General features: G+C 61.5%; 11 protein-coding genes. All 11 read right to left on the bottom strand.

Annotated features, from left to right (window positions below; translation table 11 throughout):
- Positions 1 to 2: 2 nt before the first annotated feature.
- From AOA62_RS08365 to rsmH, 11 genes are read right to left on the bottom strand one after another with little or no spacing between them, the layout of a single operon-like run.
- Entirely contained in the window at positions 3 to 959 is a 957-nt protein-coding gene (locus AOA62_RS08365; protein WP_017138183.1) for a D-alanine--D-alanine ligase, read from the bottom strand.
- Positions 956 to 2,401 carry a UDP-N-acetylmuramate--L-alanine ligase gene (gene murC / locus AOA62_RS08360; RefSeq protein ID WP_017138184.1) on the bottom strand — a complete coding sequence of 482 codons (1,446 nt, stop codon included), beginning with the start codon at positions 2,399 to 2,401 and terminating at the stop codon, positions 956 to 958. Before murC ends, AOA62_RS08365 begins: the two co-directional genes overlap by 4 nt.
- Positions 2,394 to 3,464, bottom strand: coding sequence for an undecaprenyldiphospho-muramoylpentapeptide beta-N-acetylglucosaminyltransferase (gene murG, locus AOA62_RS08355; protein ID WP_017138185.1), 1,071 nt, complete (start codon positions 3,462 to 3,464; stop codon positions 2,394 to 2,396). The genes murC and murG overlap by 8 nt, the downstream gene beginning before the upstream one ends.
- Positions 3,454 to 4,671, bottom strand: coding sequence for a putative lipid II flippase FtsW (gene ftsW, locus AOA62_RS08350; RefSeq protein ID WP_020372698.1), 1,218 nt, complete (start codon positions 4,669 to 4,671; stop codon positions 3,454 to 3,456). Before ftsW ends, murG begins: the two co-directional genes overlap by 11 nt.
- Entirely contained in the window at positions 4,668 to 6,014 is a 1,347-nt protein-coding gene (gene murD, locus AOA62_RS08345) for a UDP-N-acetylmuramoyl-L-alanine--D-glutamate ligase (protein ID WP_017138187.1), read from the bottom strand. Before murD ends, ftsW begins: the two co-directional genes overlap by 4 nt.
- A 6-nt stretch (positions 6,015 to 6,020) precedes the next feature.
- A complete protein-coding gene (mraY, locus tag AOA62_RS08340; RefSeq protein WP_017138188.1) occupies positions 6,021 to 7,103 on the bottom strand; it encodes a phospho-N-acetylmuramoyl-pentapeptide-transferase in 1,083 nt (360 codons plus the stop codon).
- Positions 7,103 to 8,473 carry a UDP-N-acetylmuramoyl-tripeptide--D-alanyl-D-alanine ligase gene (murF, locus tag AOA62_RS08335; protein ID WP_099548410.1) on the bottom strand — a complete coding sequence of 457 codons (1,371 nt, stop codon included), beginning with the start codon at positions 8,471 to 8,473 and terminating at the stop codon, positions 7,103 to 7,105. The genes mraY and murF overlap by 1 nt, the downstream gene beginning before the upstream one ends.
- Entirely contained in the window at positions 8,466 to 9,929 is a 1,464-nt protein-coding gene (locus AOA62_RS08330; protein ID WP_017138190.1) for a UDP-N-acetylmuramoyl-L-alanyl-D-glutamate--2,6-diaminopimelate ligase, read from the bottom strand. Before AOA62_RS08330 ends, murF begins: the two co-directional genes overlap by 8 nt.
- A complete protein-coding gene (locus AOA62_RS08325; RefSeq protein ID WP_169986985.1) occupies positions 9,929 to 11,671 on the bottom strand; it encodes a penicillin-binding protein 2 in 1,743 nt (580 codons plus the stop codon). The genes AOA62_RS08330 and AOA62_RS08325 overlap by 1 nt, the downstream gene beginning before the upstream one ends.
- Positions 11,671 to 11,964: a cell division protein FtsL gene (gene ftsL, locus AOA62_RS08320; protein ID WP_003216203.1), complete on the bottom strand. Its 294-nt coding sequence runs from the start codon at positions 11,962 to 11,964 to the stop codon at positions 11,671 to 11,673. Before ftsL ends, AOA62_RS08325 begins: the two co-directional genes overlap by 1 nt.
- Positions 11,961 to 12,902, bottom strand: coding sequence for a 16S rRNA (cytosine(1402)-N(4))-methyltransferase RsmH (gene rsmH, locus AOA62_RS08315; RefSeq protein ID WP_085985981.1), 942 nt, complete (start codon positions 12,900 to 12,902; stop codon positions 11,961 to 11,963). The genes ftsL and rsmH overlap by 4 nt, the downstream gene beginning before the upstream one ends.

The raw sequence follows: 12,902 nt of genomic DNA, 5'->3' as shown, positions 1-12,902 counted from the left end.
GGTTAGCCTCTTGGCTCAATGCTTGCGGCCAGAATCGCCAGCACCAACTGCTGGAAATCCAGACCGGCAGCACGGGCTGCCATAGGTACCAGGCTGTGGTCGGTCATGCCGGGAGCGGTGTTGACTTCAAGGAACCAGAAATTCCCTTGGTCATCCTGCATCACGTCTGCCCGCGCCCAACCGGCGATACCCAGTGCCTCACAGGCTTTCGCCGTGAGGTCCATCAATTCCTGTTCCTTGGTTGCGTCGAGGCCACACGGGATCCGGTACTGAGTATCGGAAGCCACGTACTTGGCGTCGTAGTCGTAAAAGGTGTGGGGCGTGCCCAATGCGATAGGCGGCAATACCTGGCCACGCAGGGTGGCGATGGTGTACTCGGGACCCTGGATCCACTGTTCCACCAACACTTGCGAATCGTAGGTACTTGCCGCTTTCCATGCGTCGATCAATTCGGCGGCCGAGTTCACTTTGGCCATGCCGATACTGGAGCCTTCATGGGCAGGTTTGACGATCAAAGGCAGGCCCAGTTCCTTGGCTGCAGAAATACAATCGTCTTCGCTGCACAGCACGCTGTGACGTGGGGTTGGAATACCCAGGCTGTGCCACACCTGCTTGGTGCGCAACTTGTCCATGGCCAGTGCCGAAGCGAGGATTCCGCTGCCGGTGTAAGGGATGCCAGCGCACTCGAGCAAGCCTTGCATGCTGCCGTCTTCACCGCCACGGCCGTGCAGAATGATGAAGGCACGGTCGATCTTCTCGGCCTGCAAGCGGGCAAGGAAATCATCGCCCACATCGATACCGAATGCGTTTACGCCGGCGCTTTGCAGCGCTTCCAGTACGGCATTGCCGGACTTGAGCGAGACTTCGCGCTCAGCGCTCTTGCCGCCGAACAATACCGCTACGCGGCCGAAGTCGGCAGGCGTTATGGTCGAGAACAGAGTGTCGTAATGCGTGATCATTTCGACTTCCCCTTTGCAGCCGCAAACAGCGGGCTGGCGAGCAGCTTGGGCGCAAGGCCACCGATATCACCGGCGCCCTGGCACAGCAGGATGTCACCGGCACGCAGCAGCGGCTTGACGATCGGCGCCAGGTCCACACCGCGCTCGATGTAGATCGGGTCCAACTGGCCACGCTGACGGATGCTGTTGCACAGCTTGCGGCTGTCGGCGCCCGGAATCGGCTCTTCACCGGCCGGGTAGACTTCCATCAGCAGCAGCACGTTGGCATCGGCCAATACATTCACAAAGTCGTCATACAGGTCGCGGGTGCGGCTGTAGCGATGCGGCTGGTAAACCATCACCAGACGGCGCTCCGGCCAGCCACCGCGCACGGCTTTAATAACGGCTGCAACTTCAGTTGGGTGGTGACCGTAGTCGTCCACCAGCATCACGTCGCCGCCTTCTACCGGCAGTTGACCGTAGACCTGGAAGCGCCGGCCGACACCGGCAAAACGCGACAGGCCTTCGACGATGGCTTCATCGCTGACGCCTTCATCGGAAGCAATGCAAATGGTCGCCAGCGAATTCAATACGTTGTGGTTGCCCGGCATGTTCACCGATACGTCCAACGGCTCGCGGTCAGGGCGCAGCACGGTGAAGAAGGTTTGCATGCCTTCCTGGCGCACATTGATCGCGCGCACGTCGGCGTCTTCGCTGAAGCCGTAGGTCACGGTTGGGCGTTTGACCGATGGCAGGATCTCACGCACCACCGGATCGTCCAGGCACACCACGGCCAAACCGTAGAACGGCAGGTTGTGCAGGAACTCGACGAAGGTTTTCTTCAACTTGTTGAAGTCACCGTCGTAGGTGGCCATGTGGTCTTCGTCGATGTTGGTCACCACAGCGACCAGCGGCTGCAGGTGCAGGAAGCTCGCATCACTTTCATCGGCTTCGGCGATCAGGTAACGGCTGGTGCCGAGCTGGGCATTGGTGCCGGCTGCATTCAGGCGACCACCAATCACGAAGGTCGGGTCCAGGCCACCGGCGGCGAACACCGAGGCGATCAGGCTGGTGGTGGTGGTTTTGCCGTGCGTACCGGCCACGGCGATACCGTGGCGATAGCGCATCAGCTCGGCCAGCATCTCGGCGCGCGGCACCACTGGAATACGGCGCTCAAGGGCGGTGGCCACTTCCGGGTTGGAGGTGTTCACGGCGCTGGACACTACCAGCACGTCAGCCTCGGCGGCGTTCTCGGCGCGGTGGCCGATAAAGATCTGTGCGCCGAAGGTTTTCAGGCGATCGGTCACCGGCGACTCTTTCAAGTCCGAGCCGGATACCTGATAACCCAGGTTCAGCAGCACTTCGGCAATCCCGCACATGCCCACGCCGCCGATGCCGACGAAGTGGATACGACGGATGCGGCGCATTTCGGGCTGCGGCATGGCTTTCTGATTCTCAACCATGGGCCACCTCCAGGCAGATATCGACCACGGTGCGGGTTGCGTCAGGTTTAGCCAGGCGGCTTGCGGTGCTCGCCATGCTGTTGAGTCGTTCCGGTTGCATCAAAACCTCGGTCAGGCGTGCGGCCAAATCGGCGGCGCCAGTCGTTCTTTGCGGCAGCAGGAAGGCAGCGCCCTCCCCGGCCAAATATTCGGCGTTGCGGGTCTGGTGATCGTCGATGGCGTGGGGCAAAGGCACCAGCAAGGACGGCAGACCGGCGGCGGCCAATTCACTGACGGTCAGCGCACCAGCGCGACAGACCACCAGGTCGGCCCAGCCATAGGCATGGGCCATGTCTTTGATGAAAGGCTGTACATTCGCCTCGACACCGGCCTCGCGATAGCGGGCAGCGGTGATTTCATCGTGGTTTTTACCGGCCTGGTGGAACACTTCGGGACGCAGGTCCACGGGCAGCAGCGCCAAGGCTTCGGGCAGCAATTTGTTCAACGGCTCCGCGCCCAGGCTTCCGCCCAGGATCAGCAAGTGTGGCTTACGGCCCTCCAGCGCCTGACGGGCAATGGCCATGAACAGTTCGGTGCGCACCGGGTTGCCGGTGGTACGCAACTTGTCCGAGGCGCCAAAAGTCTTCGGGAACGCCTCGCACACTCGGCTGGCCAAAGGCACCAACAGGCGGTTGGCAGTGCCGGCAACGGCGTTCTGTTCGTGCACGATCACCGGTACGCCGGCGAGCTTGGCGGCAACACCACCAGGGCCAGTCACATAACCACCAAAGCCCAGCACGCACACCGGCTTCAACTCACGAATCACTTTGCGCGCCTGCCACACCGCCTTGAGCAACACGAACGGCGCCTTGAGCAGGGACAACTTGCCCTTGCCACGCAAGCCGGTGACGTTGATCAAGTGCAGCGGCAAGCCGGCATTCGGGACCAATTCGTTTTCGATGCCACGTGGCGTACCGAGCCAATGCACGGTGTAGCCACGGTTCTGGAATTCGCGCGCGCAAGCCAGGGCCGGGAACACATGGCCCCCGGTGCCGCCTGCCATGATCAGCACATTAGCGCCCATGGTCCGGCTCCTCGGCAAAATCGCTCTCGCTGAATTCCATCTCTTCGCTGCCCAGGTGGGTGCGACTCTCCCACTCGATGCGCAGCAGCAAGCCCAGGCACACGCAGCAGATAACCAACGAGCTGCCGCCGTAGCTGAGAAACGGCAGGGTCAAACCCTTGGTCGGCAAGCGACCGATGTTTACCCCGATGTTGATCAGCACCTGACCAATCCACAAAAACGCCAAGCCGTAGGCGACATAAGCTGCGAAAAACTGCTTGGCTTTCTCGGCCCAAAGACCGATGTAAAGCGCCCGTACGCAGACGAACATGAACAGTGCAACGGTGCACAGGGAACCCACGGCACCGAGTTCTTCGGCCAGCACGGAGAACACGAAGTCGGTATGCGCTTCCGGCAGGTAAAACTGCTTCTGCACGCTATTGCCCAGCCCAACACCCAGCCATCCGCCGCGACCAAAGGCGATCAGCGCCTGGGTCAACTGGTAGCCGGAGCCGAACTGATCGGACCAGGGGTCGGTAAAGGTAATCAGGCGCGCCATACGGTACGGTTGTGCTTCCACCAGCAGGTAAACCGCGACCACCGCCAGCACCACCATCATGGCGAACCGGAACAAGCCCACACCGCCGAGAAACAGCATCGCCGCCGCCGCGCCCATCATTACGACGGTGGCACCGAAGTCGGGCTCCATCAGCAACAGGCCAGCCATGGGCAGCAGCACGATGAACGGCTTGAAGAAGCCCATCCAGCTTTCGCGTACTTCTTTCTGGCGACGGACCAGGTAACCGGCGAGGTAGATCACCACGAACACCTTGGCGATTTCCGACGGCTGCACGTTAAACGCGCCGAAGCCGATCCAGCGCATCGAACCGTTCACCTCACGGCCGATGCCGGGCAGGATCACCATGATCAACAAACCAAACGCGCCGATCAGCATCAGCCAACCCAGGCGCTGCCAGGTAGCGATAGGGATCATCATGGTGACGATGCAGGCGCCGAGACCGATCACCAGGTACACCAGGTGACGGATCATCATGTACAGGGTGTTGCCCGACTGCACTGCGGCCACTTCCGAGGACGCCGAAGTGATCATGACCAACCCCAGGCCCAGCAGCGCCAGGCAGCCGGCGAGCATTGGGAAGTCGAGGTCGATACCGCGACCTGTGATGATCGGCGACGGGTACGGCTTGATAATATTTCTGAAATTCATGCCAAGGCCTCCACGGCGCGAGCGAACAGCTGGCCGCGCTCTTCGTAGTTCTTGAACATGTCGAAACTGGCGCACGCCGGCGACAGCAACACCGCATCCCCCGGCTGGGCCAGGGCCTTGCATTGAGCAATCGCATCGTCCAGCGAGGTGGCGCGTACCTGCGGTACTGCGTCGCCCAACGCGGCGGCGATCAAGTCCGCGTCACGGCCGATCAGCACCACGGCGCGGCAATGTGCAGCCACCGGGCCTTTAAGGTCTTTGAAGTCGGCACCCTTGCCGTCGCCACCGGCGATCAGCACAAGCTTGCCGTCGATATCAGCGCCGAGCCCTTCGATGGCAGCCAGTGCGGCACCCACGTTGGTGGCCTTGGAATCGTTGTAGTAGCTCACGCCATTGAGGTCGCGTACCCACTGGCAGCGATGCTCGAGGCCGCCGAAGGTGCGCAGGCTCGACAGCATCGCATCAAATGGCAGGCCGACGGCGTGACCCAACGCCAGGGCCGCCAATGCATTGGATTGGTTGTGCGCGCCACGGATTTTCAATTCACGTACCGGCATCAGGTTCTGGAATTCGAAGGCCAGGTATTTCTCGCCGTTCTCTTCGCGAATGCCGAAGGCTTTGAAATCCGGCTTGCCCAGGCCAAAGGTCCAGCAGGGCATACCTTCGCCCATCAGCGGACGGCTCAGGGCATCCTGGCGGTTGACCACAAATTGCCTGGCACCACGGAAAATCCGGTGCTTGGCCAGGTGGTACGCCGGCAGGCCGCTGTAGCGGTCCATGTGGTCTTCACTCACGTTCAACACGGTGGCGACTTCAGCCCCCAGATCGTGGGTGGTTTCGAGCTGGAAGCTCGACAGTTCCATCACGTACAACTCGATGTCGTCGCTGAGCAGGTCCAGCGCTGGCGTGCCGAGGTTACCGCCCACGGCCACGCGCTTGCCGGCCGCAGCCGCCATCTCGCCGACCAGGGTGGTCACGGTGCTTTTCGCGTTGGAGCCGCTGATGGCCACGATCGGTGCCTTCGCATAGCGCGCAAACAGGTCGATGTCGCCGGACAGCTTCACGCCACGCGCCGCTGCCGCTTGCAGGGCCGGTGTCGCCAAGGCCAGGCCGGGGCTCACGTAGAGCTCATCGGCACGGCACAGAAACTCGACATCCAGCTCGCCACAACGCACTTCCACGTGCGGGTAGTCACGGCGCAGCGTGACCAGCTCCGGTGGATTTTCCCGCGTATCGGCCACGGCAAACGACGTGCCCCGGTTCGCCAGGAAGCGAACCAGGGACATGCCGCTCTTGCCGAGGCCGACAACGATGCGGAAGTGGTCTGAAGCGATCAGGGACACTCGTTTCTACCTCAGTTTCAGGGTGGCAAGGCCGACCAGTACCAGAATCACGGTAATGATCCAGAAACGGACAATCACACGCGGCTCTGGCCAGCCCTTGAGTTCAAAGTGGTGGTGAATCGGCGCCATACGGAACACGCGGCGCCCGGTCAATTTGAAGGAGGCCACCTGGATGACCACCGACAGGGTTTCCATCACGAACACACCGCCCATGATGAACAACACGATTTCCTGGCGGACGATCACCGCGATGGTGCCCAAGGCTGCGCCCAGCGCCAGCGCGCCGACGTCGCCCATAAAGACTTGTGCGGGGTAGGTGTTGAACCACAGGAAGCCCAGGCCGGCACCGATCAGCGCGCCGCAGAACACGATCAACTCACCTGCGCCCGGCACATAAGGGATCAGCAGGTATTCAGCGAACTTCACGTTACCCGACAGGTAGCAGAAGATACCGAGCGCACCGCCGACCATCACGGTCGGCATGATTGCCAGGCCGTCGAGGCCATCAGTCAGGTTCACCGCGTTGCTGGAGCCGACGATCACAAAGTAGGTCAGCACCACAAAGCCAACGCCCAGTGGAATGCTGGCGTCCTTGAGCATCGGAATGATCAAGGTGGTTTCGACGGCGCTTGGCGCGGTCATGTACAGGAAGATCGCAGCGCCAAGGCCAAACACCGACTGCCAGAAGTACTTCCAGCGGCTGGGCAAACCCTTGGAGTTTTTCTCGATCACTTTGCGGTAGTCATCGACCCAACCGATCGCGCCGAACAACAGGGTCACCAGCAGCACCGTCCACACGTAGCGGTTATGCAGGTCGGCCCACAGCAAGGTGCTGATACCGATGGAAGACAGGATCAGCGCACCGCCCATGGTCGGGGTGCCGGATTTGGACAGGTGCGACTGCGGGCCGTCATTACGAACCGATTGACCAATTTGCAGGTTCTGCAGGGTGCGGATCATCCACGGCCCCAGGAACAGCGACAAAGACAGCGCAGTCAGCACACCCAGGATCCCGCGCAGGGTCAGGTACTGAAAGACCGCGAAGCCTTTGTGGAACTGTTGCAGATACTCAGCCAGCAGCAGCAGCATTAATGTTTCTCCGTACTTGAGCCACACAAGGCCGCGACGACGTTTTCCATCACCGCGCTGCGCGATCCCTTGATCAAAATGGTTGTGTGTTTGTCTTGTTCAGCCGCCACCAGCGCCTGGATCAGCTCGGCCTGGGTAGCGAAATGCCGCGCACCGAGGCCGAAGGCGTCAACGGCGTGGGCCATGTTCGGGCCAACGGCGTAAAGCGCGTCGACTTTACCGCTCGCGTAGGCGCCGACTTCACGGTGGGACTGCTCGGCCCAGTCGCCCAATTCGGCGATATCGCCCAGCACCAGCACCTTGCGCCCGGCGAAGCTTTTAAGCAGGTCAATAGCGGCGCAGACGGAGGACTGGTTGGCGTTGTAGGTGTCATCAATCACACGCATGCCATTGGTCGCCAGTTGTGCCACGGTGCGGCCTTTGACCGGCTGCACCGCGCCCAGGCCGGTGGCGATACCGAACAGCGATACGCCCAGTGCGGAGGCGGCAGCGGCGGCGGCCAAGGCATTGGCGACGTTATGGTTGCCCAGCAGGTTCAGTTGCACGTGCTCGCTGCCTTGCGGTGTGTGCAAGGTGAAGGACGGGCAACCACGGGCGTCGACGGTGATGTCGGCTGCGTGGAAATCAGCCGCCGCGTTGAGCACGGCAAACGTCAGCACCTTGCGACCGGCGGCGCGCACACGCCAGGTCTCGAAGGCCTTGTCGTCGAGGTTCAATACTGCGGTGCCCGAGGCATCGAGGCCTTCGAGGATTTCGCCCTTGGCTTCGACGATTTTTTCCGGGCCACCGAACTCGCCCACGTGGGCGGTGCCGGCATTGTTGATAATTGCCACGTGAGGCTTGGTCAGCGCCACGGTGTAAGCAATTTCGCCGACGCGCGAAGCGCCCAGCTCGATTACCGCCGCCGTGTGTTCCGGGGCCAGTTCGAGCAGGGTCAATGGAGCGCCGAAATCATTGTTCAGGTTGCCACGGGTGGCGAGCACCGGCCCGCGCGTGCGCAGCACGCCGGCAAGCAGTTCCTTGACCGTGGTTTTGCCGCTGGAGCCAGTGATGGCGGCAACGGGCTTATCAAATGCGGCGCGGTTCAGCGCGCCCAACAGCCCGAGGGCCAGGCGGGTATCGGCGACCAGCAATTGCGGCAGCGTCGAGTCCGTGACTTCACGCTGCACCAAGGCACCCACGGCACCTTTGGCGGCTACTTCGTTCAGGTAGTCGTGCCCATCGAAACGCGGGCCGGCCAGTGCAATAAACAGCTGCCCCGGCTTGATGTTGCGACTGTCGATACTGACGCCGTCGAAGCTGCAATCGCTCGACACTACGCGGGCCGACAAGGCCTGGGTCAGTTCGCTGAACTTCATCGCTTTAAGCATGGGCGACCTCCCAGGCAGTCAGGGCGTGATCAGCCTCGACCAGATCGGAGAAGGCATGGCGTTCGCCGTTGATTTCCTGGTAGTCCTCGTGACCTTTACCAGCCAGTACCACCACGTCCTCAGCACTGGCGCTGGCGATCAGCTGGGCAATGGCGGCACCGCGACCGGCAACGAAGGTGGCCTTGGTGGCGTCTTTAAAGCCGACACGGATGTCGTCGAAAATCTGGTTCGGGTCTTCGCTGCGTGGGTTGTCGTCGGTCACGAGCACGCCATCGGCCAGGCGCTCGACGATTTCAGCCATCAGCGGGCGCTTGCCGCGATCACGGTCACCGCCGCAGCCGAACAGGCAGAGCAATTTGCCCTTGGCGTGTGGGCGCAGGGCTTCGAGGACTTTTTCCAGCGCGTCCGGGGTGTGGGCGTAATCGACCACCACCAGTGGCTGAGAGCCGCCACCCAAACGCTGCATACGGCCGGCCGGGCCTTCGAGCTTGGGCAGCACGCGCAGGATTTCGTCCAGGGCGTAATCCAGGCCAAGCAATGCGCCAACAGCCGCGAGCACGTTGCTCAGGTTGAAACGCCCGAGCAAGGTGCTGCGCAAGTGGTGTTCGCCCTGGGGCGTGACCAGCGTGGCGAGCACGCCTTCGTCATTAAATTGGGCTTCACGGCAATACAGATACGCGCTGGAGTCTTCCAGGCTGTAGGTGATCAGGCGTGCTTCGCTGTCTTCGGCAGCCAGTTGGCGGCCGAATGCGTCATCCAGGTTTACCACCCGGCACTTCAGGTCATTCCAGGCGAACAGCTTGGCCTTGGCGGCGGCGTACGCCTCCATGGTGCCGTGGTAGTCGAGGTGGTCGCGAGACAGGTTGGTCATCACCGCCACGTCAAACGCCAAGGCAGTCACACGGCCCTGGTCCAGACCGTGGGATGACACTTCCATGGCAACCGCCTTGGCACCGGCCTTTTTCAGGTCGGCCAGGGTCGCTTGCACGGCGATCGGGTTCGGCGTGGTGTGCAGGCCGCTTTGCAGCGCACCGTAAAAACCCGTGCCCAGGGTGCCGACAATGCCGCAATGCTGGCCCAGCAGGTCGAGTGCCTGCGCAACCAATTGGGTCACGCTGGTCTTGCCATTGGTACCAGTCACACCGATCAGGTTCAACTGACGGCTCGGGTCACCATAAAAACGCCCGGCGATGTCCGACAGTTGCGCGGCCAGGCCCTTGACCGGAATCAAGGGCACGTCGGTGATCGGCAGCACGGTGGCGCCTTCCACTTCATAAGCCACGGCGGCCGCGCCTCGTTGCAGGGCATCGGCGATATGTGCACGGCCATCGAGCTTGCCGCCGGGCACCGCCAGGAACAGATCACCGGCGCGTACATTACGGCTGTCCAGGCTCAATTCACGAATCAGCAGATCGCGTCCGGCGTGGGCAAAAATCTTGTTCAGGCTAAGAGACATCAGCCGCGCCCTCCATTGGCTTTGACAGCTGCGGCCGGTGGTCCTGCGTTCGCTTGTTGAGTCGGCGGCAGGTTGTCCGGCGTAATATTCATCAGGCGCAGGGTGCCGGACATCACTTTGCTGAATACCGGAGCCGACACTAGGCCACCGAAGTAGCCGGCCTTGCTCGGTTCATCAATCACTACGACGATGGCGTAGCGCGGATCGCTCATCGGACCGAAGCCGGCGAACAGCGAGCGGTAAGAGTTTTCGGCGTAGCCCTTGGTGCCGACCGAGGTTTTACGTGCAGTACCGGACTTGCCGGCCACGTGATAAGCCGGCACCTGTGCCCGGAACACACCGCGCGGGGCTTCGATCACTTGTTGCAGCATGCCTTGTATGGTCTTGGCGACTTTTTCCGGGATTACCTGGGTGGCTTTCGGCGCTTCGTCGACGTGAATCAAGCTCAGTGGAACCATACGGCCATTATTGGCCAATACAGAGAACGCATGGGCCAGCTGGATCGCGGTTACCGACAGGCCGTAGCCGTAGGAGAGCGTGGCAGTCTCGGCTTTTTTCCAGTCGCGGTAGTTCGGCAGGTTGCCCACGCGCTCGCCTGGGAAATCCAGGCCGGTGGGTTGGCCCAAGCCGATTTTTTGCGCCAGGTGATAGATGGTTTCGCCGCCGATATCGAAGGCGACCTTACTCATGCCGACGTTACTGGAGTTGATCAGGATACCTGTCAAATCCAACACTGGCCCTTCGCTGCGGGACACGTCACGAATGGTGTATTTGCCCAACTGCAAGGTGCCTGGGTAAACCTCGACCTTGTCGCTCGGCTTCCAGCGCCCGGTTTCCAGGGCGGCACTCATGGAAATGGCTTTCATGGTCGAACCCGGCTCGAACACGTCGATCATGGCGCGGTTACGCATCATCGCCGGTTGCAGGTTTCGACGGTTGTTCGGGTTGTAGGTCGGCTGGTTGACCATGGCGAGGATCTCGCCGGTCTTGACGTCCATGATCACCAGGCTACCGGCCTTGGCGCCGTTCTCGATGATCGCGTTACGCAGCTCGCGGTTGGCCAGGTACTGCAGACGCAGGTCAATCGACAACGCCAAGGGCTTACCGGCCTTGGCGTTTTTGGTCACCTGGACATCTTTAATCAGTCTGCCGCGTCGATCCTTGATGACCTGCCGTTTGCCGGGCACGCCGGCCAGCCATTCGTCGTAGGCCAGCTCCACACCTTCACGGCCGTGGTCATCAATGTCGGTAAAGCCAACCATATGCGCGGTGGTTTCACCCGCCGGGTAGAAACGACGAAACTCCTCGATGCCATAGACACCGGGGACTTTAAGGTCGAGCACTTGCTGGCCCTGCTCAGGCGTCAGCCCACGCACCAGATAGATGAATTCCTTGTTGGCCTGGGCTTCCAGACGCTCGCTCAAGGCTTTAGGGTCCTGGCCCAGCGCGGCAGCCAGCTCAGGCCATTTGTCCTTGGCGGTTTGCAGTTCCTTGGCATTGGCCCACAGGGTGGTCACCGGCGTACTCACGGCCAGAGGCTCGCCATTACGGTCGGTGATCAGGCCGCGGTGCGCAGGAATCGGGATATGCCGCAGGCTACGGGCATTACCCTCGCCGATCAGGAAGTCGCGGTCGATCACTTGCAGGTCGATAATCCGCCATGCAATCGCGCCGGCCATCAAAGCCAAGATGCCGAGCATCAGGCGAAAGCGCCACGGGTAAAGTGCACCTTCAAGTTTCATCATGGCGCCACCATCCGCACTTCGGCCGCACCAGGAATGTGCATTTTCAGCTGTTCGGTGGCCAGCACTTCAATACGGCTATGGGCCGTCCAGGTGCTTTGTTCAAGGATCAACCGGCCCCATTCCGCCTGCGCTTTGTCACGCACGCTCAATTCCCCGTACAGGGTGTTAAGCAATTGACGGTTGTAGTGGGCGCTGTAAGACACCGCAATTGCGGACACCAGCACGCCGACAAACAACAGCAACATAAAGAAGCTGCCGCCCGGGAGGGGCTTGGCGAAAAGCTTGCTCACCGCAGCTTCTCCGCGACGCGCATAACGGCGCTACGGGAACGTGGGTTGGCCTTGAGTTCGGCTTCGGAGGCGAACTGCGCTTTGCCATGGATTTTGATTTTCGGCACAAAGGCTTCGAAACGCACCGGCAGGTTGCGCGGCAGGTTATCGGACTCGCCCTTGACCAGACGACGCATGAACAGTTTGACGATGCGGTCTTCCAGGGAGTGGAAGCTGATCACCACCAGGCGACCACCCACTTCCAAGGCGTCCAGTGCGGCTTCGAGGCCGGCTTCCAGATCGCCCAGTTCGTTATTGACGTGAATGCGCAGACCCTGGAACGCACGGGTTGCCGGGTTCTTGCCCTTTTCCCACGCAGGGTTTGCGACCTTGAGCACTTCAGCCAGGTCGGCGGTGCGCTCGAACGGCTGGATTTCACGGCGCTCAACCACGGCACGGGCCATGCGGCCGGCGAAGCGTTCTTCACCGTATTCCTTGAACACGCGGGTAATTTCTTCATGGGGCGCAGTGGCGATGAACTGCGCAGCGCTGATACCACGAGTCGGGTCCATGCGCATGTCGAGCGGGCCGTCGTTCATGAAACTGAAGCCGCGCTCGGGGTCGTCAAGCTGTGGCGAAGATACGCCCAAGTCGAGCAAAACCCCGGCTACCTTACCTGCCATGCCGCGCTCGGCGACTTCGGCACCCAGCTCGGCAAAGCTGCGCTGCACAACGACAAAGCGGCCGTCTTCGGCCGCTAGCGCTTGCCCGGTGGCAATCGCTTGAGGGTCTTTGTCGAACCCGAGGAGTTTACCGTCGGAGCCGAGCTGGCTGAGTATCAACCGGCTGTGCCCGCCCCTGCCGAAGGTGCCATCCACATAGCAGCCATCCGCGCGTACGGCGAGAGCCTCAACGGCTTCGTCAAGCAGTACGGTGATGTGGTTAAAGCCGCTATCAAT

The organism is Pseudomonas sp. 2995-3, from assembly GCF_002742565.1.
GTDB lineage: Bacteria > Pseudomonadota > Gammaproteobacteria > Pseudomonadales > Pseudomonadaceae > Aquipseudomonas > Aquipseudomonas edaphica.
This window is presented reverse-complemented; position numbering and strand designations above follow the sequence as displayed.

What these genes read in the sequence shown, in the direction of transcription:
- murF (WP_099548410.1), bottom strand. Translation starts at nt 8,473, where the DNA reads ATGCTTAAAGCGATGAAGTTCAGCGAACTGACCCAGGCCTTGTCGGCC.
- murG (WP_017138185.1), bottom strand. Translation starts at nt 3,464, where the DNA reads ATGGGCGCTAATGTGCTGATCATGGCAGGCGGCACCGGGGGCCATGTG.
- AOA62_RS08325 (WP_169986985.1), bottom strand. Translation starts at nt 11,671, where the DNA reads ATGAAACTTGAAGGTGCACTTTACCCGTGGCGCTTTCGCCTGATGCTC.
- ftsW (WP_020372698.1), bottom strand. Translation starts at nt 4,671, where the DNA reads ATGAATTTCAGAAATATTATCAAGCCGTACCCGTCGCCGATCATCACA.
- murC (WP_017138184.1), bottom strand. Translation starts at nt 2,401, where the DNA reads ATGGTTGAGAATCAGAAAGCCATGCCGCAGCCCGAAATGCGCCGCATC.
- mraY (WP_017138188.1), bottom strand. Translation starts at nt 7,103, where the DNA reads ATGCTGCTGCTGCTGGCTGAGTATCTGCAACAGTTCCACAAAGGCTTC.
- AOA62_RS08330 (WP_017138190.1), bottom strand. Translation starts at nt 9,929, where the DNA reads ATGTCTCTTAGCCTGAACAAGATTTTTGCCCACGCCGGACGCGATCTG.
- AOA62_RS08365 (WP_017138183.1), bottom strand. Translation starts at nt 959, where the DNA reads ATGATCACGCATTACGACACTCTGTTCTCGACCATAACGCCTGCCGAC.